We start from the raw sequence: 25,414 nt of genomic DNA, 5'->3' as shown, positions 1-25,414 counted from the left end.
GATGCCCGCTTCGTCGAAAGCCCGGCCAGGCCGGGCTTTTTCATTGCCCTCGCCCCGCCATGCTCAGCGCCAAACCGATGGCGAAGCCCAATAAGACAAGGCCGCAGCCCAGATCCAGCCCGCGCCGGCCGCGTGGCCCCAGCCTGAGCAAGAGCGCGCCGCCGCCATAGGACAGCAACAGCCACCACATGGCCGAACCGCAAAACACGCCCGCTACCATTTCCAGTTGCCGCGCGGCGTCAAGGCGTAAACCGCCGGACAGCGCGGCGGCGACTGCAGCGAAAGACAGTATCGTCATCGGATTGCCCAGCGTCAGCAACAAGGTGCTGAGGTAGGCCTTGCCCAGATGCCGCTCCGCATCATCGCGCCTTTCTGCCACGGGCCGGCGCAAGGTGGCAATGCCGAGCCAGGCCAACAGCAAGCAAGCCGCCCACCCCAGCGGCCGGGCCAAGGCGCCGGCAAGCTGCATGGCGAAACCGCCTCCCCATACCCCAGCCAGCGCGAACAAACCATCGGCGCTCGCCGCGCCCAGGCCGGTGGCCAGCCCCAGCCGCGGACCGCCGCGCAGGGTGCGGCTGATGCACAGCAAACCTATCGGTCCCACCGGCGCCGCAATGGCGATGCCTATCCAAGCGGCCTGCCAAAACATCGCCGCCTCCTTTCGTGTTTGCGATGCCAATAGTCTGCCTGCGCCGAGCGTGGCGGCCCATGAGGTTTTTTCGGCCATCAACCATGCTAACCTTCAAAAACAACATCAAAAGCGGGAAAGCGTTTACGAATGGAAGTCGATGCCAAATCCTGGGCGATATTAACCGCCCTGCAGGCCAACGCCCGGCAATCGCTGACCGAGCTGGCGCAGGCGGTGGGCCTGTCGGTGCCGGCGGTGTCGGAACGGGTCAAGCGGCTGGAGGAAGCTGGGGTGATAGGCGGTTACCACGCAAGAGTGGCGCCGCTGCGCGCCGGTTACGCGCTGTCCGCGCTGGTGGGCATCACCGTGCCGCAGCCGGACAAGAAAACCCTGCTCGCGCGGCTGGAGGCCATGCCGGAGGTGATGGAATGCCACCACGTAACCGGCGTGGACTCCTACGTATTCAGGCTCTTGGCGCGCGATGTGTCCCATCTGGAAATGCTGGTGGCGCAGCTGAACGACCTGGGCGAAACCCGCACCTCCATCATCCTGTCCACGCCGCTGGCGGAGCGGCCGGTGCGGCCGCCGCGGCCGCCGCGCTGAGCGGCCTCAGCCTGCCTGGCGGCAGGCCTTGTCCGGCGCTTGATATGCGCGGCTGACATCCAGCGGCGCGGCGTACGGCGAGGACCAGGTTTGTTCATGCAAGGCGGCGATGCGTTGCGCCATCGCCTCGTTGCGCAACACCACTTCCAGATTGCGCGACTTGTCCATATAGCCGCCGCTCCAGTTGCTGGTGCCCACCCAGGCGATCTTGCCGTCTATCTCCATGGTTTTGCTGTGGATGACGCGGGCAAACGGGATGCAGGCGCCATCGCGCGGGATGGTGACGATGCGGACTTCCATGCCGGGCAGCACCACCAGGCTCTTCAAGTAGTCCACGCCCGGCTTTTCCAGATTCCAGTCCGACACCATCAGCTTGACCTTGACGCCGCGCGCCAGCGCGCCGCGGATGGCGTTGTCGAACATCGGATAATAGCTGCGCGGCTTGCCATAGCTCAGCGGCGCGTAGTCCAAGAGCTGAATGCGGACTTCGCGCTGCGCCTCGGCCATCAGCCGCGGCAAGGTGGTTTCGGAGTCGCCCACGCCATCAGGATTGTAGGCATTCGGACTGGCCAGCAGCACCGCGTGCTGCGACAAGTCCGCAGCCTGTTCCGCGTTTCGCAAGGGTTTGACTTGGCCGCCGGCGGCCAGCGCATGCTGCGCCGACCAGTCCTGCTCGAAGATGGCCTGCATGCGGCCGGCCATCGCCGCGTCATCGACTTTGAGCCCGGTTTCATGGATGTGCTGCAGCGAGCGCCAGTCGAAGTTCTGGCTGCCGACATAAGCGGACTGCCCGTCCACCACGATGAACTTGGCGTGGATGATGCCGTTGCCGGTCAGTTGGTTGTAGTCCAACTGGCGGTATTCCAGATTGGGGATGCGCTTCAGCCGCGCTATCGTTGCCGGCTCGCTGGCGAACATGCCCTTCTTTTCCATCAGAAAGCGCATCTTCACCCCGCGGCGGCCAGCGGCGTCCAGGTGATCGATCACCTGATCCAGCTTGCTGCCATCGTGCCCGGCCACGTAGAACTGCTCCAATACAATCTCGCGCTTGGCGGAGTCGAACAACTGGCTCCACACCGTGGCCGGGTCGCGCAGATCGGGCGTATCCAGATTCGCGTGCTGCGGCGCGGTATGCACCAGTTCGAAACCGGGAATGGAGAAATCGGCGCGGGCCAGCGAGGCTGCCATGGTCAGGGCCAGCGGCCACCAGCGTTTGGACATTGCGGCTTCCTTCGGAAAATTTCAGATCATGACATGGCCATGTTAAGCGAATATGTACTCGACATGAAAAAAGGCTGCCCGAAAGGCAGCCATCAAGACAGACCCGCTGTGGCCTGTTAACGAAGCGAAAGCAGCGCCAGCACCCGATAGCGGCTGATGCCGAGCAGCGCCGGCACCAGCTGCTGCAGATGGTTGAAGTCGGCGGTTTGGTTGAGCCGGGCGTTGAAGTCGCTGACGAAGCCACTGGCCCAGCTTTGCTCGTCCGTGCGCGATAGCTGGCTGATCGATTGCCGGGCCTCGGCGATGGCGCCGTCAATCGCCGAGTGGGTTTGCTGCAGTCTGGCGATGGCGCGCAGCACGTCCTGCAAGGCCAAGCGCACTTGGGCGTGATCGTCCGCCCGCCAGCGCGAGACGTCAATCGCCGGGGCCTCGGCTTCCAGCGTCAGAGGCTGCGGCACGCCGCCGGGAAAGCGCACGCCTCCGCCGCGCACGGTCAGCGCGCCCTGCAGCCTGTCCCAGTCCCGCTCGCTGCAACTGAAGCCCAAGCGCCCGTAGTCATCGAGTTCGCAACGCACGCCGGCCGGCCCCAAAGCCTGGTTCAAGCCGCGCAATGCCTCGTCGCGCCGGACGCCCTCGCCGACGCGCACCGCGGCGGGCGCGGCGCCACCGACTGAAAACACCAGCGTTTCCGGCGCGCCGGAAGTCAGGCTGTCCAAGTCCAGCCCGCGCGCGACGAAACTCTGCCGCGCCGGCGCGCCCAGCGACAGGCGCAGCTGGCTGTCCAGGCTGCCGGCGCTGTCATCGCGGCGGCGCTGCCACGCCTGACCCAATGCGTCGCGCTGGGCATTCAAGCCGTCTGTATCCAGACGGCGCTGCGTCAGTTGCTGGCTCAGGCTGTCCTTGAAACCTTGCAGCTGGCTCAGCATGTCTTCCACGTAGTCCAGCGCGCACTGCGCCGACGTCAGCTGTTCGTTCAGCTGGGTGCTGTAACGCCAGCCGGAAGCGCCGCCCGTCTGCGGACGGGCGCTGGCCAAGGCCGCGCGGGAAGAGACGCCGGCGCTGCGCGCGGCGGCGGCCGCGATCGGCGCGCCGTCCTTGCTCCAGCGCTTGTCTCCAGGCGAATGGGAAATGGAACCGAGTGTGGCGGGCATGGCGTCAGATCACATTGAACAGCGTCAGCTGGCTGACCTTGCCGTAGGCTTTCTGGCTGGCCTGCAGCGCCATCGACAACTGGCCCATATTCATATACGCGGTGCCGTAGTCCAGACCGCCCAGCTCCAGCATGCTCTGCTGGTTGGCCAGGCTCAGGCTGTTGTGGTTGCCGTCCAGGGTCTGCAGCACGTTTTGCGCGCCGCCCAGCTCGGAAATGCTGCCGCTGACGCTGGACAAGGCGCTGTCCACGCTGTCCATGGTGGCGCGTACGGCGGCGCCCACCGCCGGGTCCTTGCTGTCCAGCGTCGGGCTTTGCAGCGCGGCGATCACCTTGTCCAATTGGTTGAGCAGCGCCGGCATGGACTCCAGCGTGACGTTGGATGCCTGGGTGACGCCCTCGCCCACCGTGACCTGCTGGCGATCGGTGTTGCCGCTGAAGCTGTAGCGGCTGCCGGCTGCCTGGCTGGCGTCGAATTTGATGGTCGCGCTGTTGACGGCGCTGCCGGAGAACAGATAGCGGCCCTCGCTGTCCTTGGTGTTGGCGGCAAACAGGATGCTGTCGCGCAGGCTGATCAAGGGCGACGCCATCGCCTTCAGGTCTTCGGCCGGCGCGGGATTGGCCGCCGCCACCAGGATGTCGCGCGCGTCGCGCAGATTGGCGCTGATGCCGCCCAGCAGCGTTTCATTCTGGCTGAGCCGGGACTTCAGCGCGCCGATATTGTCGCGGTACTGCGACAACGCGGCCTCTTCGCGCTGCAGCCGCAGCAGGCGCACGCTGGCGATCGGGTTTTCCGACGGCGCCAGCATGCTCTTGCCGCTGGACATCTTCTGCAGAAGCTCGGCCATGCCGGAACTGCTGTTCTGCATGGCCAGCAGCACGACGGACTGGTACTGGTTGCTGGAGATACGCATGCTTGTCCTTACAGGATGGCCAAGGTGCTTTCGAACAGCTGGTTCGCCACCGAAATCACCTTCATATTGGCCTGGTACATCTTCTGGAATTCGATCAGGCTCACCGCTTCTTCGTCGCCGTTGACGCCGGATGTGCCCTGCCAGTTTTTTTCCGATTCGGCGCGGATCACATTGGCGGTGTCCAGACCGGATTTGTTCTGCTGGCTGGCGATGGCCAGGTGGCCGATCATCTGCGAATACGCGTCGCCCAGCGTCACCTGGCCAATGCCGGACAAGGCGAAGCTCTGCTGCCGGATCGCCAGGATCTGCTGCAGATTGTCGTTGTTGCCGGGCTTGGCCGGATCGGCGGAAAAACCCAGATCCGCCGCGCCGATGCCGGTGGTTTGCAGCAGGCCGTGGGCCGCGCCGGGGTCGAACTGAAACAGCGGCTTGCCGCTCTGGCCATTCATGTCGTAGCCCTTGGCCAGCTGGCCATTGACGCGGCTGGCCAGTTCGCCGGCCAGCGTGCGAACCTGGTCCTGCGCCGGCCGCAATACCTGGACCTCGAACTGGTTGAGCCCGCCCAGCTGCCCGCCCAGATCGCCGCCGGGCATGGCGTATTTCTCGGTGCCGAAGGCCAGTTTCAGCTGCTGGCTGCCATCCGGCTGCGCCTCGCTGGACAGGGTGGCGGCGCTGTCGCCGGACACCAGCGGCAGACCGTTGGTCAGTGAGATAGACTTGCCGCCGTCCGGCTGCGCCACCACGCGCACTTCCACCAAGGACGCCAGCGCGTCGATCTGGCGGTCGCGCTCGTCTTCCAGGCCGGAGGTATTGATGCCCTGCGCCCGCGCAGCGATCAGTTTCTGGTTCAACGTCGCCAGATTAGCGGTGGCGCTGTTGATCTGGGTCAGCGTGGCGGAGCGTTGTTCGGCGATGGCCGCCTGCTGCGAGGTCAGCACGCCGTACAGATTGTTGAAGCGTTGCGCCAGCGAGCCGGCTTCGCGCACCACCTGGTCGCGCATGGTATTCGAATCCAGGCTGGCGGCGTTGAGCGCGGCGAAGAACTTGTCGAAGCCGGTGGACAGGCTGCTGCCGTCGCTGCCCATCACCTTTTCCAGCTGGCTGAAGTAAGGCTGGGCGGCCGACAGCGCGCCGACATGGGAGCCGGCTTGCCATTGCTGCAGATTCTTGTAGTCGTCGCTGAAGCGGCGCACGCTGGCCACCGACACGCCATACCCGGCGCTGTTGGGATCGCCGAGTCCCGGCGTTTGCGTGGCCAGCACCACGCCCTGGCGCGAGTAGCCGGGCGTCTGCTGGTTGGCGATGTTCTGGCTGGCCGTATTGAGCGCGACCTGGGCGGCCTGCGCGCCGGTCAGCGCGTTATCGATCATGCGCATCGTGGGCGGTCATCACTTGGAAAGTGGAAACATAGGCGCGGAGAAAGCCGCCAAACCCTGGCCGGCGTCGCGCCCCTGCTGCAGACGGGCGACGGCCTGGTCCGGGTTCTTAAGGGGAATATTCCCGTCGGCCGGCAGCAGCTGCGCCAGGATCAGGTTGGCGATGCCGAAAGCGCGCTTGCCGGCCAGCTGGTCCGCCAGCGCGCCGTCGGCGATGTCCTGCATGTCGCCGTTGACGGACTTGGCGAACACGCTGTCCTCCCCGGCCACTTCGCGCGTGGTCTTGCGCATCTGCTTGAACATCTCGCGCACGAACTGCGCCTCGAACATCTCCGCGGCTTTTTCGGCTTTCTTGCGGTATTCCGGGCTGGCCGGCGCGACAGGCTGCTCGGCTCCGCCTTGCGCGGACGGGTTTTGCAAGTCATTGTTCAGCATCGCAGACTCTCCATAGAACCTGTTCATAGTATTTGCTCGCCGCAGCGGCATGCCTGGTCCGCGAGCCATGGCGTCTTCGCCGCGCCCAGTCCCTTCAAGCCTGCCCTCGCGGAGCGGATTGAAAATCTGCAAACACGAGCTTTTATATCACCACCAACTCGCCATCTATCGCCCCGGCCTGATCCAGCGCCTGCAGGATGGCCATCACGTCGTCCGGCGTGGCGCCGGTGCGGTTGACGGTGTCGATGATGGCGCGCAGGCTGGCGCCGGCCGGCCACTTGAACATGCGTCCCTGGCCCTGCTCCACCTGCACGCTGGAATTCGGCACCACCTTGGTGTCGCCGTTGCTGAACGGCCCGGGCTGGCTGACCTGGGACGACTCGGAAATCACCACGCGCAAGCTGCCGTGCGATACCGCCGCCGGCCGCACGGTGACGCCCTCGCTGATCACCACGGTGCCGGTGCGCGAATTGAACACCACGCGCGGAATCTCCTGGCCCACGTCCACATTGAGTTTTTCCAGCCGCGCGACGAAGGCCACGCGCTCGGTCGGGTCCTGCGGCGCCCGCACTTCTATGGTGGTGGCGTTGCGGGTGCTGGCGATCTTGCCGTAGCTGCGGTTGATGGTTTTCACCACATTGGTGGCGGTTTCGAAGCTAGGGCGGCGCAGGCTGAGCCGCACCGAATCGCCCTGTTCGAAATCGCTGGGAATCTCGCGCTCTATGCTGGCGCCGTTGGGAATGCGCCCGGCGGTGGGCGTGTTGACGGTGACGCTGGAGCCGCTCTTGCCCTGCGCCGACAGCCCCCCGATCACCACGCTGCCCTGGGCCAGCGCGTACACTTCGCCGTTGGCCGCCTTCAGCTGCGTCAACAGCAGCGTGCCGCCGCGCAGGCTTTTGGCGTCGCCCAGCGACGACACGGTCACGTCTATGGTCTGACCGCGGCTATACCCCGGCGGCAGGCTGGCGCTTACCATCACCGCCGCCACGTTCTTGACGCGGGTGTCGGTCTTTTCCGGCATTTTCAAGCCGAACTGCTTCAGCATATTGGCCACGGACTGGCCGGAGAACTTCACCTGCGAGTTGTCGCCGGTGCCGTCCAGGCCCACCACGATGCCGTAGCCTATCAATTGGTTGTCGCGGATGCCTTCCACATTGACCAGCTGGCGCAGCGGCTGGGCGGCGGCGGCAAGCGACAACGCCGCCAGGCTGGCGGCGACGATCAGGCGCTTCAAAAGTGTCAATCTCATCGATAGCCCTAGAACGGCATCAGCGGACTGGTGAAGAACTTCATCAGCCAGCCGGGATTATTGGCGTCGGCCAGCGCGCCGCTGCCGGAATAGCCGATGCGGGCGTTGGCGATGCGCAGCGAGGACACGCGGTTGTCGGTGTCGATGTCTTCCACCCGCACATAGCCGGCCAGCTGCAAAGACTCCTCGCCCTGGTTCAGCGTCAGCTGCTTCTCGCCCTTGACCTGCAGCAGACCATTGGGCAAGACCTTGTGCACCACCACGGTCAGCGAGCCGGCCAGTGCGTTCTGCTGGGTGGAGGTGGACGAGCCGTTGAAATTGCGATTGGCGTCTATGCCCACCTGGGCGTTGAAGGTGGTGTTGCCGATCAGCGACGGGCCGATCTTGGCGCCGGATTGTTTGCCGAAGGTGGTGCCGGCCTGCTTGCTGGCCTGGGTGGTTTCTTCCAGCACTACGGTCAGGATGTCGCCGGGGCGGAAGGCGCGGTTATCCGAGATCAGCGACAGCGTGCCGCCTGCGGTGAACACGCCGCCGCCGCGCGGCGCCTCGGCGGACTGCCGCACCAGCTCGGGCAGCGGATCGGGCGGCGGCGGCGCCGGCTGGAACTGGGCGCAGCCGGCCAGCAGCAACGCGGCGAGCATGAACGGGCGTAGCAATGTCATCGCACCGACTGGCCCAGTTGCTGCAGCATATTGTCGGCCGCGCTCAACACCTTGGTGTTCATTTCATAGGTGCGCTGCGCAGCGATCATGTCCACCATTTCCTCCACCACCTGCACATTGGAGCCTTCCAGGCTGCCCTGCTTCAGCTTGCCCAGCGCATCGGCGCCGGGGTTGCCGGTGGTGGCATTGCCGCTGGCGGCGGTTTCCTGGAACAGATTGTCGCCCAGCGCCAACAAGCCGGTAGGGTTGACGAAGTTGGCCAGCGTGATCTGGCCGACGTCGGTGGGCGTGGTCGCGCTGCCTTCGGTCACCGACACCACGCCGGTTTCGCTGATGGAAATCTTGGTGGCCGTCGCCGGAATCTTGATTTCCGGCTCCAGCGGCAGGCCCTGGGCGTTGACCACCAGGCCGTCCGCGTTCAGCTGCAGCTGGCCGGCGCGGGTGTAGCCGGTTTCGCCGTTGCTCATCTTCACCTGCAGAAAGCCCTGGCCGACGATGGCCACGTCCAGCGTCTGGTTGGTGGTGGTCAGGTTGCCCTCGGTGAACACCTTCTGGCTGCCCACCAGGCGCGTGCCGTTGCCCAGCTGCACGCCGGACGGAGACAGGTTGTTGTCGTCCACCTTGCTGCCGGGCTGACGGTCCACCTGATAGAACATGTCCTCGAACACCATGCGGTCGCGCTTGAAGCCGGTGGTGTTGACGTTGGCCAGGTTGTTGGCGATGGCGGTCAGGCGCGCGTCCTGCGCCTGGATGCCGGTTTTGCTGATCCACAGTGCCGGATTCATCGAACTCTCCTATCAGCCGCGCAGCAGGCGGTTGCCCGCCTCGTTCATGTCGCTGGCGGCGTTGAACAGCTTCATTTGCATTTCGAAATTGCGGTTGAGCGTCATGGTGGCCACCATTTCCTCCACCGCGGACACATTGCTGCGCTCCAGATGACCGCTTTGCACCTTGACGCTGTCGTCGGCCGGAAACGGCGCATTCTGCCGCGGCACGATCAGGCCGTCGGCGCTCTTGGCCAGCTCGCGCGCATCGGGCTTGACCAGCTTCAGCTTGTCCACCGGCTGCATCTCGGCATCGCCGGGATTCAGCACCGACACGGTGCCGTCGGCGGCGACGCTGACCTTCAGATAGCCTTCAGGCAGGCGGATCGCCCCGCCGTCGCCCAGTACCGGATGGCCATTGACCCTGAGCGTGCCGTCGGCGCCGGCCACCATGCTGCCGGCGCGGGTGTAGGCCTCGCTGCCGTCCGGCGCGGCGATGGCGATGAAGCCATCGCCCTGCAGCGCCACATCCAGATCGCGGCCGGTTTCCACCACCGTGCCGTTGCGGGTGTCCAGCGCGGTCGGCGCGTTCTGGGTCAGCAGCCGGGCGTCGTAGCCATAGCCCGGCACCGCCTGGCTGACGGCGGTGTCGATGTCGGCGCGGAAGCCGCCGGTTTCGGCATTGGCCAGATTGTTGGCATGAATTTGCTGCGATTTGAGCAAGCGGCCCGCGCCGCTCATCGCGGTGTAGATCAGCGCGTCCATCGCCTTACACCGCCTGCATCAGCGCCTGCATCACCTGGCTCTCGGTCGAGATCACCTTGGTGTTGGCCTGATAGTTGCGTTGCGCGGTCATCAGCGTCACCAGTTCCGAGGTGACGTCGACATTGGATTGCTCCAGCGAGCTGGTGGCCAGCTTGCCGGCCATGCTGCTGCCGGCGGTGGACAACAGGGCCGCGCCGGATTCGGTGGTTTCCTGCCAGCTGGTCTGCGACGAGGCGGCCAGCGCGTTCTCGTTGGCGAAATTGGCGATGGCCAGTTGCGCGACCACCTGCTTCTGGTCATTGCTGTAGCTGACGATCACCTCGCCGTGTTCGCCCAGGCTGACGCCGGTGCGCGCGCCCGGCGGATAGCCGGTGGCGGCGTTGCGGCTGGTGCTGGCCTCGCCGGCAAACTGGGTGGTGCCGGTGTAATCGACGGCCAGCTTCAGCGGCGAAGCGCCGGCCGGCGTGCCCAGGTCCAGCGCCACCGCGGCGGCCGGCTGGGTCAGCTTGCCGTTGCTGTCGAACTGCAGACTGGTGGTGGCGCCCAAAGCCTGGCCGTCCAGCGCGTAGTGCACGGTGACGGTGCTGTCCGCGCTCTTGCAGAAGTACTGGGTCAGGTTGTGCTTGTTGCCCAGGGAGTCGTAGACGGTGGACACGCTGGAGTGGTTGAAGCTCTGGGTATTGCCCTTGTCGAACGGGATGGTCTGCGTGGTCCAGCCGGCCGACATATTGCCGGTGTACTGCAAGGCGTCGCTCGGCTTGGCCGGGATGTTGCCGGTGGGAATCTGGATGTCGCCCAAGGCGCCCAGCGCGCCGCTGTCCGCCTTGGCATAGCCCTGGATGCGGCCCTTGCTGGCGTCGATCAGGTAGCCGTCCTTGTCGGTATCGAAGATGCCGACGCGGCTGTAGCTGACCGTGCCGGCCGTGCTCTTGGAGACGAAGAAACCGCGGCCGTCGATGGCGGCGTCCAGCGTGCGGCCCGTATTCACCAGGCCGCCGTTGCGGCCGATGTTCTGGCTATTGCCGCGGCTGTTGACGCCCATGGCCTGGCTGCCAGCATAGGCGGAGGCGAAGGTCACGCGGCCGGACTTGAAGCCGTAGGTGGCGGAGTTGGCGATGTTGTCGCTGATGCTGCCGAGTTGATCGTTGACGGCGTGGATGCCGGACAGGGCGATTTCGAAACTCATGAAACTCTCCGAACGGGACTTTAAGCGGAAGCGCCGGGCAGACCCAGCAGGGCGGAAACAGAGGACGACGGGAATTCTCCCAAGCCGGCCAGCGACAATACCGGTTCGCCGCCGTTGACCGGCAGGCGCACGCCGTTGACGTTGGCCTTCAGTTCCAGCAAGCCGGCGCTGCCGGAAGCGGTGGCCAGCTCCAGCTGATAATCGCCGGCCGCCAGGCCATAATCGGCCAGCTTGATCTGGAAGTCGCTGGCGCCGGCGGCGCGCTTGCCCAGCTCGATGCGGGTGCGCTGGCCGGCGGCGTCGGTCAGGATCAATGTATTGGCCTCCTCCGCGCCGGACAGGGTCAGCCGGCCGGACAAGGCGGTCTGGCCGTCGCTGCGGAAGCGGTCGGTCTGCACCAGCACCGGCTTGCCCACCTGCGCGCCCAGCGCCAGGCCTTGCAGCTCGCGCAGCATGCCGCTCTGGCTCTGCAGCAGCTTGACCATGTCCTGAGTCGACTGCACCTGGTTCATCTGCGCCAGCTGGCTGACGAACTGCGACGGATCGGCCGGGTCCAGCGGACTCTGGTTGCGGATCTGCGCCAACAGCAGGGTCATGAACATGTCTTGCGTATCGTTCTTCTTGCCGGCGGCCGGCGCCACTTTCGGCGCGGCGGACGAGGACTGGCCGCCCGTAGGCAGTTGCGACGACTGCGTCTGATCCACGCTCATGCGTTGTCTCCCAGTTTCAGCAGGTCCTGCTGCATGGTTTTCACTCGCGCCAGCACTTCGACATTGGTCTGGAAGGCGCGGCTAGCGGACAGCATGTCGGTCATTTCCTCTACCGAGTTGACGTTGCTGTAGTAGACATTGCCGTCGGCGTCGGCCAGCGGATTGCCCGGCTCGTGCGCCTTGCGCACCGGCTCCGGGTTATGCACCACATCCAGCACCTGCACGCCGACGCCCTCGCCCATCATCTGGCTGGAGAACACCGGCTTGCGGCCGTGATAGGCCGCCTGCTCGTTGCCGGCAGCGGCATCGGCGTTGGCCAGGTTGCTGGCCACCGTATTCAGGCGCACCGTTTGCGCGGTCATCGCCGAGCCGGCAATGCGCGAGATATCGCGAAATGACATGGCTTATTGCCCCGCAATGACTTTGGCCAGCCCGTGCAGCTTCATATTGATGAAGGTGAGGCTGGTCTGGAATTCGGAAACGTTTTGGGAGAATTCGGCCTGCTCCACGCCCAGCTCGACGGTATTGCCGTCGCGGGACGGGTGATTGGGCAGCCGGTACAGCAGATCGCCGCCGTCATCCAGCGCCAATGGCGAGTCGGCGCCGGCCGATGCCAGCGCCGCCTTGAAATCGATATCGCGCGCCTGATAACCCGGGGTGTTCTCGTTGGCGATATTGGACGCCAGCACCCGGGTCCGCTCCGCCCGCAGCCGCAAGGCCTCGGGATGGATGCTCAGGGCCTTGTCCAGATGTAAGCCCATTGCCTTGACCCTATCAGTTCACTACCATGTTCAAGCTATTCGCTACAAATAGCCCTTTAATTGGAAAGCGATACTAATAAGTGAATCCAGCATCGTATACGCAACAATTACCAAGCAATTCCGAATGGCAAAATTCACGACTCAAGCCTTGACGCTGCTCGCCCTCGCCCTGCCTCAAATCAGCCTGGCCGCCGCAGGACCGGACGCCGCCATCCGCCAACAGGCGGAAGCCCGGATTAATCAGCGTCTGCAGGAAGCCGGCCTGGAAGCCAGCAGCACGCAGTTGCAATTGCTGCCGCCGCGCGACGTACCCGCCTGCCCCGCGCCCTGGCAAGTAGAGGCCGCCGATACGCGCGCCTTCAGCCGCATGCGCTTCACCCTGTCCTGCCCGGGCATGGGCTGGCGCGGCAATGTCATCGTCCGCGCCGCCGTATCCGCGCGCGTCGCCGTCGCCGCCCGCGACCTGCGCGCCGGCGAAACGCTGCAAGCTGAAGACATCGCCTGGGAAGAACGCCCGCTCGCCGACCCGGCCGACCTGTTCGGCCGCGCCGCGCCGCCGCAGGGCATGCAAGTCCGCTCGGCGCTCAGCGCCGGTCAGCCGCTGCGGCGCCGGCAATTGCAGCCGCCGCAGCTGGTGAAGCGCGGCGCCGGCCTGCGGATCGTGGCGCGGCAGGACGGCATCGAAGTGACCGTGGCCGGCGAGGCGCTGGCCAACGGCCGGCAGGGCGAGATCATCCCGGTGCGCAACCTCAGCAGCGGCAAGACCATCAAGGCCCGCGTCAGCGCAGACGGCGAGGTCAATCCGGTGGAGTGAGCGCGTTCAAGATTAATTAAGTGGGTGACTTGAGAAGGAATTTAATGCCGATAATCAAACCACTCAGAGCACCTTAGCCAAGGCCTGCCACTGAAAACAGTATAAAGTCGTACGGCAAGGAGGCGCGATCAGGAATCATAGGCTGGATTAGCAGCTCGGACTACTTTAGTTCCAAGGAAGGGGTTTGAGTATGATACTCAACAGGTGAAATCAGGGCAATTTAGCGAAATGGAAATAAAAATCCAAACACCTTTAGCCGTAGAGAAAAACGACTGAAAAATATGCGTATAGCTGTCGACTATGCTATAGAGACACCGATCCCTCAAGCTGAGTCGAAAAGATTTATCACTTGAAACCGAACGCCCTTTCCTGTCTTGCTGTAGCCATCGTATTGAGTAGGGTCGACAATGTGGCCAAACTGATCAGAGCTGATTCCAGCATGGCTTGCATACTGTCTTGCCTGCCGCTCAACTACTGGAAGATTTTTCTTTATCTCCTCAACCGCCTCTACGTATCTAGCCTTCACGTCAGGATCTGTCGTTGCATCAGCAATTTTCTGGAATGCGATGAGATTGGACTTGCACGTAGCAATCACTGACATTCTCTCATTATATGCGACCGCATATGCCATTGATTCCATTACCGCCTCCTAGCATCAAGTTCTGAATGGATAAAAATTCAGCATAGCTGTTTACACAAAACAGCATGTAAAAGACATATAATTTTCTCAGCCTAGCCAACATAGACCGCCAACTGCTGCAGATATACCTATACACCTTGCCTTAGCGTCCTGCTGCATGTTGGCAAGACAAGTTCCACCAACGCGCGCCATCTCGCAGATTATCGTCACCACGCCCTATCCCGCCCCCGTGATTAGCTAAGCGCAATCTTTCATTTCACATACCCGATTCGCATTGATACATTTTGCATATCAGATTATGTATTTTGTATCCAAAGATGCCTTCCACTCCGCTGATTTTCCTCCTCGCATTCCGCTGTCGCGGCCTGTCCGGCTGATCGCAAGACTTGCCGGGCAGGCACACCCGCATACCGCAAACCGATAACAAAGAAAGCCTGATCCATGATGAAACACACCCTGCTGCTGGCCGGGCTGGGCGCCGCTTTGCCTTTTTCCGCCTTCGCCGCCGATTCGTCCGCGCCCGACAACACCCTGGAACGCGTCACCATCACAGGCAGCAACATTCGCGCCAGCTCCAAAGCCAAGGCCAATCCGGTCCAGGTGATCACCGCCGCCGACATCGCCAAAAGCGGCAAAGCCGACCTCCCGGACGTGCTGCGATCGCTGGCGGTGAACAGCGGCAACAGCTTCAACGAACAAGTCACCGGCAGCTTCTCCGCCGGCACCGCCGGCGTTTCGCTGCGCGGCCTGGGCCAACGCAACACCCTGGTGCTGGTCAACGGCAAGCGGGTTTCCAATTACGCCACCGCGCAGGAGTTGCAGGAAACCTTTGTGGACTTGAATGCGCTGCCGCTGAAAGCCGTCAAACGCATCGAGATTCTGAAGGACGGCGCCTCGGCCATTTACGGATCGGACGCCATCGCCGGCGTGGTCAACATCATCCTCTACCCCGATTACCAGGGGGCCGAGGCCGGCGTGGAGTTCAGCCGCGACAGCAGCACCGGCCAGAATCAGCAGAAGTTCAATCTGCTGGCCGGCAAGGGAGACCTGGAGCAAGACGGCTACAATGTCTGGTTCGCTTTCGATTCGCAAAAGCGCGGCCGGCTGGACCAGACCGACGTGTCCTGGCTGAAGGACAACGATTTTCGCGGTTTGCCCGGCGGCGCGTTGAACCGGGCTGTCACCAACTACTATGGATCGGACCCGACCAATCGCTTCCCCAAGGCCATAGGCCCGCTGCAGGATACCGACTACTCGACCCTGAACCCGGCAAAGAGCGGCCGCGTCTGGGCCTACAACCCGGCGCAGTACACCACGCTGATGCCGGCCATCGAGCGCTATCACGCCGCCCTGCACGGCAGCTACCGGCTGAACGCCGCCACCGAGGCCTATGCCGAATTCCTGTACGGCGCCAGCCACGCCAGCGCCATCTTCGCCGGTCCGCTGTCGCTCACCAGCTCGCTTCGCGCCTGGGACGCCGCCCATCAACAACTGGTGCCGATCAGCACCACGCTGCCGGTCGGCCATCCCGACAACCCCAACGCAGCGCCTACGCCGTTCAGCACGGTGCTGTTCGGACAGGGCGAGCGCGACAAGACCGACAGCACCTCGTTCCGCCGCCTGCTGGCCGGCGTCAAGGGCAGCGGCGACAAATGGGACTGGGACGTTTCCGGCCTGTATTCCGACAGCCGGCTGCGTGAATACGCCTACAACTTCGTCAACCGCTACGCCTATGAAGCCCTGCTGCAGAACGGCGGCTACAGCTTCACCGATCCCTCGAAAAACAGCGAGGCGGTCAAGGACAGCCTGCGCATCAACACCCTGCGTCCGGCTTACTACCGCGTGATGAGCCTGGACGCCACCGCCAGCACCGAGCTTGGCCGGCTGCCGGCGGGGCCGATCGGCTTCGCCGCCGGCTACCAGCTGCGGCGCGAAGTCATGAACGCCGGCACCTCCTGGCAAGTGCTGAGCGGCACCGAGCTGCGTCCGGCGCTGGACCTGATCGACGGCTCGCGCCTGATCCAGGCGGCGTACTCGGAACTGAACGTTCCGCTGCTGAAGAACCTGTCGCTGAGCGCGGCCGCCCGCGCCGACCACTACAGCGACTTCGGCAACGCCTTCTCGCCCAAGCTGGGCCTGCGCTATCAGCCGCTGGAAAGCCTGACGCTGCGCGGCTCGGTGTCCAAAGGCTTCCGCGCGCCCTCGCTGCCGGAAATCACCCAGAGCACCGCAGTCAGCTACAGCAGCGCCCAGGATCCGTTCGACCCGGTGACGCCGGGGCGTTCGGTATCGTTCACCCACCTGGTGGTGGCCAATCCGGCCATCAAGCCGGAGCGCTCGAACAACCTGAACCTGGGCTTTGTCTTTTCCCCGACCGCCAGCACCAGCATAGGCGTCGATTACTATCGGATCCGCCAAAAAGACGTCATCGGGCTGGAGGACTCCGAAACGTTGATCCGCAATCCGCAGGCCTATCCTGGCCAAGTGGTGCGCGACAGCCAGGGCCGCTTGCAATCGATCTCCCAGAAATTCATCAACCTGAGTTCGCAGAGCACCTCGGGCTTTGATCTGGAGCTGTCGCAAAGCTGGAAATTCGCGCCCGGCAAACTGACGCTGGCCGCCCAATGGACCCGGCTGCTGTCGTTCAGCAAGCCGCTGCAGCAAAACGGCCCGCAGATAGAAGGCGCCGGCAGCAATGTCCACGGCGCGTTGCCGCGCTGGAAGGGCCAGACTTCGGCCAACTGGGAGGCCCGCGACTGGAGCGGCACGCTGACCTGGTTCCATACCAATGGCTATACCCAGGCCACCCGCGACGACGACAACGATCAGGCTTGGGTCAAGGGCTCAGACACCTTCAACCTCAGCGCCAGCTACAAGGGCTTCAAACGGCTGACGCTGACCGCCGCGGTGGAAAACCTGACCAACAAGCGCCCGCCTTGGGATTCCCATAGCGGCGTCTACTTCGACTCCAGCCAGTACGACCCTACCGGCCGCACTTTCATACTGGGCGCGCAATACAAGCTGGACTGACTCTCGCTTGCCCATCGGCCGTCCCTATCAGAAGCGCCTGCTGAAACCGGGCGCTTTTTCCATGGCATGGCCCATAATAACGATCAGTATTTCTACTAGTATTGACTATGCAGTCATGTCCAAATCCATCCTTCGCCGGGCACGGCGCGCAGGTTTGATGGTTTTCTCAAGGAACACGCCATGTCATTTTTCAACCGCAGCCTCTCCCGCGAACTCGACGCCGCCCGCTTGGAACTGGAGCAAGCCCGCAGCCGGCTCGCGGCCATCGATCGCTCGATGGCGGTGATCGAATTCTCTGTCGACGGCACCATCCGCCATGCCAACGAACACTTTCTGCGGGCGATGGGTTACCAGATGCAGGACATCGCCGGCCAGCACCACCGCATCTTTTGCACCCAGGCGTACGCGGCCAGTCCGGCTTATCGCGAGTTCTGGCAAAAGCTGGGTCATGGCGAATTTCAATCCGGCCGCATTCTGCGGCTGCGCAAGGATGGTTCGGAAGTTTGGCTGGAAGCCAATTACTCGCCGATTCGCGATCAATCTGGGCGGGTGACAGGCGTGATCAAAGTGGCGGTCGACATCACCGCCCAGGTCCGCGCGGAGCAGGACAGTCTGGCCTTGCGCCAGGCGATAGACCACTCGATGGCGCGCATCGAATTCGATCTGGACGGCAATATCCTCGACGCCAACGATAACTTTTTGAAGGTATTCGGCTATGGACGCGGCGAGCTGATAGGCAAACACCACCGCATGCTGTGCGAGGCAACGTACGCCGCCAGTCCGGAATACGGGAAACTCTGGCAACAGCTCAGGCAGGGGCGCTTTATGGAGGGGCAGTTCCGCCGCCTGCGCAAGAACGGCGAGACGGTGTGGCTGCAGGCCACCTATAACCCGGTGCTGGACCCGGACGGTCGGCCGGTGCGGGTGGTGAAGTTCGCCAGCGATATCAGCGAGCAGATGCTGCGACTGCGGCAACAGGCGGAAAACGCGCAAAGCGCGGTAGAGGCCTCGCAGAACACCGAACAGCTGTCGATTCAAGGCTCATCGGTACTGGAACAGGCCGCCAGCGAAATCAACCGGGTGGCCGGCAGCGTGGAAACCTCGTCCGGCATCCTGGCCAAGCTGGGCGACAGCTCCACACAGATCGGCAGCATCGTGGACACCATCAGCGACATCGCCGATCAGACCAATCTCTTGGCGCTGAACGCGGCGATCGAGGCGGCGCGCGCCGGCGAGATGGGCCGCGGCTTCGCCGTGGTGGCGGATGAAGTGAGAAAATTGGCGGAACGCACCAGCCAGTCCACCGGGGAGATTTCCGGCATCGTCAAGAGCATTCAGGACGACTCGCGCTCGGCGATCGAGGCGATGCAACAGATGCAGACGCTGGCCGACAACAGCCTGCAGCTGGCCGACCAGGCGCGCGGCGCGATTCAGGAAATCCGCAGCGGCGCGCGCGATGTGGTGCAAGTCGTGCGCGAGGTGTCGGAGCTGCTGCAACAAAACTGAGCCGGGCGCCGTCCAGCGGACGGCGCAAACCGGCATCAAGACCAGAGCCGCCGGCTCAGTAGCCCAAGCCCATCGCCGCGCGCACCTCGCCCATGGTTTCGCGCGCCACTTTCTCGGCGCGGGCATTGCCGTCGGCCAGGATTTCCGTGACCAGCTTGGGATTGGCCAGGTATTTCTCGGCGCGCTCGAACATCGGCTGCTGCTCGCGCACGACGGCGTCGATCACCGGCTGCTTGCAATCCAGACAGCCGATGCCGGCGCTGGTACAGCCCGCCTTGACCCATTCCTTGGTTGCGCCGTCGCTGTACACCTCATGTAGCTGCCACACCGGGCATTTGGATGGGGTGCCCGGATCGGTGCGGCGCACGCGCGCCGGATCGGTCGGCATGCCGCGGATTTTCTTGCTCACCGTTTCCGGCGCTTCGCGCATGGTGATGGTGTTGCCGTAAGACTTGGACATCTTCTGGCCATCCAGGCCCGGCATCTTGGAGGCGGCGGTCAGCTTGGCCTCGCACTCGGACAGGATGCTCTTGCCCTTGTTTTCCAGCCAGCCGAACAAGCGTTCGCGGTCGGCGTTGCCCAGGTTCTGGCTGGCGGCCAGGATGTCGCGCGCCTGCGCCAGGGCCTCCACCTCGCCGTCCTGCAGATAGCGGTTGCGCAGCTGCTCGAACAGCTTGCCGCTCTTGCCGATTTTCTTGACGGCGGCGCGGGCCAGCTCCTCGAAATTGGGCTCGCGGCCGAACATGTGGTTGAAGCGGCGCGCCACTTCGCGCGTCAGCTCGATGTGCGGCACCTGATCCTCGCCCACCGGCACCATGCCGGCCTTGTACACCAGGATGTCCGCCGCCTGCAGCAGCGGGTAGCCGAGGAAGCCGTAAGTGGTCAGGTCTTTGTGGCTCAGCTTCTCCAGCTGGTCCTTGTAGGTGGGCACCCGCTCCAGCCAGCCCAGGGGCGTCACCATGGACAAGGCCAGGTGCAGCTCCGCGTGCTGCGGCACTTTGGACTGCACGAAGATGGTGGCCTTTTCCGGATCGACGCCGGAGGCCAGCCAGTCGATCACCATTTCGTTGATCGACTTGCCGATGATGGAGACGTCGTCGAAATTGGTCGTCAGCGCGTGCCAGTCGGCCACCATGAAGAAGCATTCGTGATGATGCTGCAGTTCCACCCAGTTCTTGATCACGCCATGGTAGTGACCAAGGTGCAGGCTGCCGGTGGGGCGCATGCCGGAAAGGATGCGGTTGGCGGACATATTATTGTGCTCTCGATTGGCCGCGGGAAAGCAAAAGCCGCCGGCACCATCCGGCGGCCTGGCCCGCGCAGGGTTCTAGAAAAACAGTTGCAGCAGATGATACATCAACTGGTAAAACGGTTGCAGGATGGTGCCCAGCAAGCCGGTGGCGATCAGCAGCAGCAGTATCCACATGCCGTAACGCTCGGTCTGGGAATACTTCCAGGCCGTGCCCGGCGGCAGCAGGCTCTCCACGATGCGGCCGCCGTCCAGCGGCAGGATAGGCAGCAGGTTCAGCAGCATCAGCGAGATATTGATGGCGATGCCGGCCTTGCTCATCAGCAGCAGCGGCTCGGTGTAGGCATTGTCGGTATGCAGCGCCAGCTTCAGCAGCAGCGTCCAGCCTATGGTCATGGCGAAATTGGCGGCCGGCCCGGCGGCGGCCACCCAGCGGCTGTGCTGGCGCGGCTTGCGCAGCGCGCCGAAGTTCACCGGCACCGGCTTGGCCCAGCCGAACACGAAACCGCCCATCCACAAGGTCAACAGCGGCAGCAGCACCGTGCCCACAGGGTCGATGTGTTTCAGCGGGTTCAGCGTCATCCGGCCCATCATATAAGCCGTGCTGTCGCCAAAACGGCGAGCCGCATACGCGTGCGCCGCCTCATGCATGGTGATCGCCAGCAGCACCGGCAAAGCATAAATGGCGACACGCTGCACCATCAGGTCGAGATCCATCCCCACTCCTTGTCTATCCGGCCGCGCGTGCGCGGCCTGTTCATTGGCTTAACGGCGCTCACAGCACCGCGCCGACAATCAGCATTACGATGGCCTGCACCAGCGGCAACAGCACCTTGCCCAGAATGCCGCTGAACATCAGCAATAGCAGTATCCAGAAGCTGTAGCGCTCCACCTTGGAGAACTGCCAGGCGGCGCGTGCCGGCAGCAATGCCTGCACAATGATGCCGCCCGGCAGGGGCGGCAGCGGGATCAAAGTGAAGATCATCAGCGCCACATTGACCTTGATGCCGATCAGCGCCATCAGTTGCAGCGGCTCGCCGAAGTAGACCGACAGATGGTCGGCGGCCACCGCCACCCCGGCCCACAGCAACGCCATCACCAGATTGGCCAGCGGCGTCACTACCGCCACCTTGGCCAGCGCGCTGCGCGGCTTGCGCATGGCGCCGGGATTGAATTGCAGCGACTTGGGCCAGCCTATGATGAAGCCGCCCATGGCCACGCCCACCAACGGCAACGCGATGGAGCCGATGGGGTCAATGTGGGCCAGCGGGCTGAAGGTTCGGCGGCCGGTCATGTAGGCGGTGCGGTCGCCCAGATAATCCGCCATGAAGGCCTGCGCGCCGGCCGGAATGGTGATGGCGAACAGGATGGGAAGAATGGACACCGCCAGTTGTTGAATCAGGGAAAGGGACTGCATGATTTCCTATTGCAATGGGGTTACAGACCAAACGGCGCCAGCGGACCCTTGCCCTGGCGCACCAGCTCCATGCCGTCGGTCATGTCGATCACGGTGGTCGGCTCGGTGCCGCACCAGCCGCCGTCTATCACCGCATCCACCGCATGCTCCAGCCGCTCGCGGATTTCGTACGGATCGGACAGCGGTTCGGCGTCGCCAGGCAGCAGCAGCGTACAGGACAATATGGGTTCGCCCAGCTCTTCCAGCAAGGCCAGCGCCACTTTATGGTCCGGTACTCTCAGGCCTATGGTTGAACGCTTGGGGTGCAGCGTGCGGCGCGGCACCTCGCGCGTGGCCTGCAGGATGAAGGTATAGCTGCCCGGGGTGGTGGACTTCAGCACGCGGAACTGGCCGTTGTCCACCTTGGCGTAATTGGCCAGTTCGGACAGATCATGGCACACCAGCGTCATCATCCGCTGCTTGAGGTCCACGCCGCGAATCTCCAGGATGCGCTCCAGCGCCGCCTTGTCGCCCAGCATGCAGCCCAGCGCGTAACAGGAGTCGGTGGGATAGACGATCACGCCGCCTTCGCGCAGGATCTTCACCGCCTCGCGGATCAGCCTGGCCTGTGGATTGTCGGGGTGAATCACAAAAAATTGCGCCATGTTCTTATCCTTGTCGTGTCGCCGCCGGACGCAAGACGCGCGCATCCAGCTCGCGCCAGATCGGCCGGCAGATAGGCGGCAAATCCTCGGTGTGGCCGACGTCGCGGCCGCCCTCGCCCGGCGCGTGGAAATCGCTGCCGCTGCTGGCGAACAACTCGTGCCGGTCCGCGTGCAGCGCGAATTTGTGCATATCGTCCAGGCTATGGCTGCCGCTGGCCACTTCTATGCCCTGCCCGCCCGCCGCCTTGAAGTCCAGGATCAGCCGTTCGATCAGGGTGCGGCCCATGTCGTAGCGACCGGGATGGGCGATGGCCGCCATGCCGCCGGCGCCGACGATCCAGCCCACGGCGTCTTCCAGGCTGGCCCATTCGTGGGCCACGTAGCCCGGCTTGCCCGGCGTCAGATACTTGCGAAACACGGTGCGCACGTCCTTGACCGCGCCGCAGTCCACCAGATGGCGGGCGAAGTGGGTGCGGCTGATCATTTCAGGATTGTCGCACCAGCGCATGGCGCCCTCGAGACAACCGGCGATGCCGGCCGCGGCCAGCGAGTCCGCCATCTGCCGCGCCCGCTCCAGCCGCCCGTCGCGTATGCTTTGCAGCCCGGCAGCCAACGCGGCGTTTTCAGGATCGACCCCCAGCCCGACGATATGCACCGTGTGGCGGCCCCAGCTCACCGAAATCTCGACGCCGTTCAAAAAGCCTATGCCATGCCTGGCCGCGGCCGCGGCGGCCTCGGCCAGCCCGCCGGTGCAATCGTGGTCGGTCAGCGCCAATAGCGCCGGCTGGCGCAAGGCGGCGCGGTCTATCACCTCGGTCGGCGTCAGCGCGCCGTCCGAGGTGCGGGAATGGAAATGCAGGTCAATGCCGGCCATCGTATTCTCCTCCGGCCTGCGGGGCGGCCTGCCGCTGCTCCCAGGCCGCCAGCCGGGCGCGGTACTCGCGCAGCGCCTGCTGGTGAAGGTCCAGGATGCACGGCTCGCAGCCGCTGCCGCAGCACATGTCGTCGCTGACCTCGAACGGCGGCTCCGGCCTGATGTCAGCCGGGTCTGCCATGTCAGGCGGCCTCGACCACGATGGTGAAGCCATCGCCGCTGACCTGCTGACCGGCGCGGATCTTACAGGTTTTGCGCAGCTCCACCTGCCCATCCACCCGCACATTGCCCTCGCCGATGAAATGCTTGGCGGCGCCGCCGGAATGGCAGACGTTGCAGGCCTTGAGCAGGTCGCATAGCGCGATGTATTCGCTGGCCAGCTTGAAGGTTTCTTTCATTTTTTCACACTCATTCTGGACAGGCTTGTGAGCGGCCTGTGGACAAGGCCGCCAAGCCCTTAATCTGTCTGATGTTTTTCTTGCCGCCCATTTTTTAGGCAGCCACGCCGGGCTATCCACGCTCGCGGCGAACAATCTTGTGGAGGCGCTGTGGACAAGCGCGGCAAGCCGCTGTTTTTGCTGCCCGTTTCGCCTCTGATTATTTTTTAAGCAGCCAGCAAAGCCAAGACCGCCTGCAGCGCGCGCGCCAGCCGCGGCTCGCGCTCGCCGCGCAATTCCACGGCTTGGATGCCCTGCCGCGCCAGTTCCTGCCTATGCAGCTCCAGCAGCCAGTCGCGCTGGGTGGGGTGGCTGCGCAATGGGTCAGGCTGCCAGGGAATGTCCGGGCAGGCCAGCAGCGTCAAGTCGTAATCATGCGGCCGGTACAAGGCCAACAGCTGCGCCGAAGCCGCGCCGTGGACCACCTCCGCCCAGATCTTGCAGGTCAGCACCGTGGTGTCGCACAGCAGGATGCGGCTGGCCGCCGCCGCCGCGTCCTCCGCCGCCAGCTGGCCGGCGGCGATCGCCTCGATGTCGGCCGGTGTGGAGACGTAGGGCTTATCGGCGTAATAGGCCCGGGAATACTCCTCCACCCACGTCGCCGCCCACCCTTGCTCGCGCAAGCGGCGCGCCAGATCTTCCGCCAATGTGCTCTTGCCGCTGGATTCCGGCCCGACTATCGCCACCCGGATCGGCTTGTCGCCATATTGTTGCCGCATTGCCCTCGCGTCCGCGCCAAGCCGCCGGCAGGACGCGCCGGCCATCGCTCGGCCAAGCCCACCATTATACCGCGACGGCAAAGGCTTTCCGCGTTTTTCACAATAGACGGGGACAGCGCTGTGGGCCGGCTGTGGAAAAGGCAGGCAACGCCTTGATGGAATAAGACATTTGCCCACCCGTCTATTTTTTAATCAAGCGGGAACTTTTCCCCCAGTTCAAGTGAGGCGTTGTGTGGACCCGCTGTGGATAGCTTGAGCAAGCCGATGAAATCCAAAGAAAAAACCTGGCCGCCTATTTTTTAGGCAAGCTCAACCTCTCGCCCATCCAGAGAAATCCCCACCTACGGTACACAATCCTGTGCGCCGATTGTGGACAAACAGCGCAAGTGGCTGATTTTGCTTCACTCATGCCCGGATGATTATTTTTTAGGCAAACCGCGGTACGCGCGGCCACCTCGCCACCTCCCCCTCAATAGGGCCGTTGCCCACATCTCCGGTGCAGAGAAATGTGGAAGCGCTGTGGACAAGCGCGGCAAGTCCTTGAATGCCAAGCATGAAAAAAGGCTGCCTGTTTTTTAGGCAGCCTGGCTTCAACACCCGCCACGCCTTACAGGGTGATCTCGCCACGCAAGGAGCAAGCCAGCGCCTCGCGCAGCGCCGCGGCGGACGGCGCCGCCGACAACAGCACATGCAGCTTGGCCAGCGCCGCCTCCGGCGTCAGATCCCCTCCCGGCAGCGCGCCGGCTCGCGCCAGCGGCTGGCTGGCGGCATAAGCACCCACCTCCACCGCGCCCTTCACCACCTGGGTCAAGGTCAACACCGGGCAACCGCGCGCCGCCATCGCCGCGATGCCGTCCAGCAACGCGGGATCGGCGGGGGCATTGCCGCTGCCATAGCTCAACAGGATGGCGCCATCCAGCTCCCCGCTTTGCAAGGCGCGCCCGGCCCATGCGCTGCCATAGCCCGGGGTCAGCATCAACGCGGCCAGCTTCAGTTCTTCATTGACCCGTTGCGGCCGCCATCCGCCGTCCTGCTTGAGCCAGCGATCGCGCCGCCAATGGGCATGGATGGCGAACTCGGCCAGAAGCTCGGCATTGGGGCTGTTGAAGCCGTCAAAACGTTCGGCGTCCAGCTTGCGGGCGCGGCAACCGCGCAGCAGCAGGCGGTTGAAAGCGATGGCGACTTCATGCAGATCCGGCTGGCAGGCGGCCTCGAAGGCGTCGGCCAGATTGGCCCAGCCGTCCGAGCGCGGATGAACCAGCGGCAACTGCGCGCCGGTCAGCACCACCGGCTTGGCCAAGCCCTGCAGGGCGAAGGCCAGCACGCTGGCGGTATAGGCCATGGTATCGGTGCCGTGGATCACAACGAAGCCGTCGTATTGCGCATAGCGCGAGACCAAGGCGTCGATGATCTCGTTCCATTGGCGCGGGGTGATGGCGGAGGAGTCGATCAGCTGCGCGAATTCAACGATGTCGAATTCCAGCCCGGGACGTTCGAAACGCTGCAGCAGGCGCGGCAGCAGGCCCGGCACGGGAGCCAGGCCTTCGGGGGTGTGGTCCATGCCTATGGTACCACCGGTGTAGAGCACCAGGATTCGGCTCATTGCATACTCCATCTGGCTTAATCTTGCCTGATGGTAGCGCAAGCCCTATCCGGCGTC

General features: G+C 64.0%; 28 protein-coding genes. 4 read left to right on the top strand and 24 right to left on the bottom strand.

Features of this window, described 5'->3' with window-relative positions; genetic code table 11:
• Nucleotides 1-40 precede the first annotated feature (40 nt).
• Entirely contained in the window at nt 41-649 is a 609-nt protein-coding gene (locus JHD59_RS02390; RefSeq protein ID WP_199153002.1) for a LysE/ArgO family amino acid transporter, read from the bottom strand.
• 129 nt (nt 650-778) lie between these two features.
• Between JHD59_RS02390 and JHD59_RS02385 the strand changes: the two genes are divergently transcribed.
• Nucleotides 779-1,231, top strand: a complete 453-nt coding sequence (locus tag JHD59_RS02385; protein ID WP_199153001.1) for an Lrp/AsnC family transcriptional regulator — start codon at nt 779-781, stop codon at nt 1,229-1,231.
• A 6-nt stretch (nt 1,232-1,237) separates the two neighbouring features.
• Here JHD59_RS02385 and JHD59_RS02380 read toward each other — a convergent pair whose 3' ends face one another.
• The 13 genes from JHD59_RS02380 to flgB all read right to left on the bottom strand — a co-directional run bounded on the left by JHD59_RS02380 (nt 1,238) and on the right by flgB (nt 12,424).
• A complete protein-coding gene (locus tag JHD59_RS02380) occupies nt 1,238-2,452 on the bottom strand; it encodes a phospholipase D-like domain-containing protein (RefSeq protein WP_199153000.1) in 1,215 nt (404 codons plus the stop codon).
• A 116-nt stretch (nt 2,453-2,568) separates the two neighbouring features.
• The gene (locus JHD59_RS02375) at nt 2,569-3,603 is read right to left on the bottom strand and encodes a hypothetical protein (protein WP_199152999.1); all 1,035 of its coding nucleotides are present in this window, start codon (nt 3,601-3,603) and stop codon (nt 2,569-2,571) included.
• A gap of 4 nt (nt 3,604-3,607) precedes the next feature.
• Nucleotides 3,608-4,516 carry a flagellar hook-associated protein FlgL gene (flgL, locus tag JHD59_RS02370; protein WP_199152998.1) on the bottom strand — a complete coding sequence of 303 codons (909 nt, stop codon included), beginning with the start codon at nt 4,514-4,516 and terminating at the stop codon, nt 3,608-3,610.
• A gap of 8 nt (nt 4,517-4,524) precedes the next feature.
• Nucleotides 4,525-5,892: a flagellar hook-associated protein FlgK gene (gene flgK / locus JHD59_RS02365; protein ID WP_199152997.1), complete on the bottom strand. Its 1,368-nt coding sequence runs from the start codon at nt 5,890-5,892 to the stop codon at nt 4,525-4,527.
• A 12-nt stretch (nt 5,893-5,904) separates the two neighbouring features.
• Nucleotides 5,905-6,327 carry a rod-binding protein gene (locus tag JHD59_RS02360; protein ID WP_103319293.1) on the bottom strand — a complete coding sequence of 141 codons (423 nt, stop codon included), beginning with the start codon at nt 6,325-6,327 and terminating at the stop codon, nt 5,905-5,907.
• 142 nt (nt 6,328-6,469) lie between these two features.
• Complete coding sequence (locus JHD59_RS02355) at nt 6,470-7,576, bottom strand: flagellar basal body P-ring protein FlgI (RefSeq protein ID WP_103319292.1); 1,107 nt, start codon at nt 7,574-7,576, stop codon at nt 6,470-6,472.
• A gap of 8 nt (nt 7,577-7,584) precedes the next feature.
• A complete protein-coding gene (flgH, locus tag JHD59_RS02350; RefSeq protein ID WP_199152996.1) occupies nt 7,585-8,238 on the bottom strand; it encodes a flagellar basal body L-ring protein FlgH in 654 nt (217 codons plus the stop codon).
• Entirely contained in the window at nt 8,235-9,023 is a 789-nt protein-coding gene (flgG, locus tag JHD59_RS02345; RefSeq protein WP_103319288.1) for a flagellar basal-body rod protein FlgG, read from the bottom strand. The genes flgH and flgG overlap by 4 nt, the downstream gene beginning before the upstream one ends.
• Nucleotides 9,024-9,035: 12 nt before the next feature.
• Complete coding sequence (locus JHD59_RS02340) at nt 9,036-9,767, bottom strand: flagellar basal body rod protein FlgF (RefSeq protein ID WP_199152995.1); 732 nt, start codon at nt 9,765-9,767, stop codon at nt 9,036-9,038.
• A gap of 4 nt (nt 9,768-9,771) precedes the next feature.
• Nucleotides 9,772-10,953: a flagellar hook protein FlgE gene (locus JHD59_RS02335; protein ID WP_199152994.1), complete on the bottom strand. Its 1,182-nt coding sequence runs from the start codon at nt 10,951-10,953 to the stop codon at nt 9,772-9,774.
• A 20-nt stretch (nt 10,954-10,973) separates the two neighbouring features.
• Nucleotides 10,974-11,663: a flagellar hook capping FlgD N-terminal domain-containing protein gene (locus JHD59_RS02330; protein WP_199152993.1), complete on the bottom strand. Its 690-nt coding sequence runs from the start codon at nt 11,661-11,663 to the stop codon at nt 10,974-10,976.
• A complete protein-coding gene (gene flgC / locus JHD59_RS02325) occupies nt 11,660-12,064 on the bottom strand; it encodes a flagellar basal body rod protein FlgC (protein ID WP_043626392.1) in 405 nt (134 codons plus the stop codon). Before flgC ends, JHD59_RS02330 begins: the two co-directional genes overlap by 4 nt.
• A 3-nt stretch (nt 12,065-12,067) precedes the next feature.
• Nucleotides 12,068-12,424 (bottom strand): flagellar basal body rod protein FlgB, encoded by a 357-nt coding sequence (gene flgB / locus JHD59_RS02320; protein ID WP_043626395.1) that lies wholly within the window; start codon nt 12,422-12,424, stop codon nt 12,068-12,070.
• 124 nt (nt 12,425-12,548) lie between these two features.
• Between flgB and flgA the strand changes: the two genes are divergently transcribed.
• Nucleotides 12,549-13,238: a flagellar basal body P-ring formation chaperone FlgA gene (gene flgA, locus JHD59_RS02315; RefSeq protein WP_199152992.1), complete on the top strand. Its 690-nt coding sequence runs from the start codon at nt 12,549-12,551 to the stop codon at nt 13,236-13,238.
• A 322-nt stretch (nt 13,239-13,560) separates the two neighbouring features.
• Here flgA and JHD59_RS02310 read toward each other — a convergent pair whose 3' ends face one another.
• Nucleotides 13,561-13,878: a hypothetical protein gene (locus JHD59_RS02310; protein WP_199152991.1), complete on the bottom strand. Its 318-nt coding sequence runs from the start codon at nt 13,876-13,878 to the stop codon at nt 13,561-13,563.
• 441 nt (nt 13,879-14,319) lie between these two features.
• Between JHD59_RS02310 and JHD59_RS02305 the strand changes: the two genes are divergently transcribed.
• Nucleotides 14,320-16,908 (top strand): TonB-dependent siderophore receptor, encoded by a 2,589-nt coding sequence (locus JHD59_RS02305; RefSeq protein ID WP_233163855.1) that lies wholly within the window; start codon nt 14,320-14,322, stop codon nt 16,906-16,908.
• 180 nt (nt 16,909-17,088) lie between these two features.
• Nucleotides 17,089-18,414 (top strand): PAS domain-containing methyl-accepting chemotaxis protein, encoded by a 1,326-nt coding sequence (locus JHD59_RS02300; protein WP_199152990.1) that lies wholly within the window; start codon nt 17,089-17,091, stop codon nt 18,412-18,414.
• 55 nt (nt 18,415-18,469) lie between these two features.
• Here the strand turns inward: JHD59_RS02300 and JHD59_RS02295 are convergent, their stop codons facing one another.
• From JHD59_RS02295 to JHD59_RS02255, 9 genes are all read right to left on the bottom strand, one after another.
• Nucleotides 18,470-19,666 (bottom strand): tryptophan--tRNA ligase, encoded by a 1,197-nt coding sequence (locus tag JHD59_RS02295; protein WP_103319278.1) that lies wholly within the window; start codon nt 19,664-19,666, stop codon nt 18,470-18,472.
• A 75-nt stretch (nt 19,667-19,741) separates the two neighbouring features.
• The gene (locus tag JHD59_RS02290; RefSeq protein ID WP_103319276.1) at nt 19,742-20,380 is read right to left on the bottom strand and encodes a site-2 protease family protein; all 639 of its coding nucleotides are present in this window, start codon (nt 20,378-20,380) and stop codon (nt 19,742-19,744) included.
• A 58-nt stretch (nt 20,381-20,438) separates the two neighbouring features.
• Nucleotides 20,439-21,080, bottom strand: coding sequence for a site-2 protease family protein (locus JHD59_RS02285; protein ID WP_199152989.1), 642 nt, complete (start codon nt 21,078-21,080; stop codon nt 20,439-20,441).
• 20 nt (nt 21,081-21,100) lie between these two features.
• Nucleotides 21,101-21,724, bottom strand: coding sequence for an L-threonylcarbamoyladenylate synthase (locus JHD59_RS02280; RefSeq protein ID WP_199152988.1), 624 nt, complete (start codon nt 21,722-21,724; stop codon nt 21,101-21,103).
• Between the two features lie 4 nt (nt 21,725-21,728).
• Nucleotides 21,729-22,598 (bottom strand): 3',5'-nucleoside bisphosphate phosphatase, encoded by an 870-nt coding sequence (locus tag JHD59_RS02275; RefSeq protein ID WP_199152987.1) that lies wholly within the window; start codon nt 22,596-22,598, stop codon nt 21,729-21,731.
• The gene (locus JHD59_RS02270; protein ID WP_103319270.1) at nt 22,585-22,779 is read right to left on the bottom strand and encodes an oxidoreductase-like domain-containing protein; all 195 of its coding nucleotides are present in this window, start codon (nt 22,777-22,779) and stop codon (nt 22,585-22,587) included. Before JHD59_RS02270 ends, JHD59_RS02275 begins: the two co-directional genes overlap by 14 nt.
• A gap of 1 nt (nt 22,780) precedes the next feature.
• Nucleotides 22,781-22,996, bottom strand: a complete 216-nt coding sequence (locus JHD59_RS02265; RefSeq protein ID WP_103319268.1) for an RNA-binding S4 domain-containing protein — start codon at nt 22,994-22,996, stop codon at nt 22,781-22,783.
• Between the two features lie 206 nt (nt 22,997-23,202).
• Nucleotides 23,203-23,754 (bottom strand): AAA family ATPase, encoded by a 552-nt coding sequence (locus tag JHD59_RS02260; protein ID WP_199152986.1) that lies wholly within the window; start codon nt 23,752-23,754, stop codon nt 23,203-23,205.
• A gap of 607 nt (nt 23,755-24,361) precedes the next feature.
• Nucleotides 24,362-25,357 (bottom strand): asparaginase, encoded by a 996-nt coding sequence (locus tag JHD59_RS02255; RefSeq protein WP_199152985.1) that lies wholly within the window; start codon nt 25,355-25,357, stop codon nt 24,362-24,364.
• Between the last annotated feature and the right edge of the window lie 57 nt (nt 25,358-25,414).

Origin of the sequence: Chromobacterium sp. ASV23 (genome assembly GCF_016428945.1) — a bacterium.
Lineage (GTDB): Bacteria > Pseudomonadota > Gammaproteobacteria > Burkholderiales > Chromobacteriaceae > Chromobacterium > Chromobacterium sinusclupearum.
The sequence above is the reverse complement of the archived record's forward strand: the minus strand, read 5'-3'. Positions and strand labels throughout refer to the sequence as shown.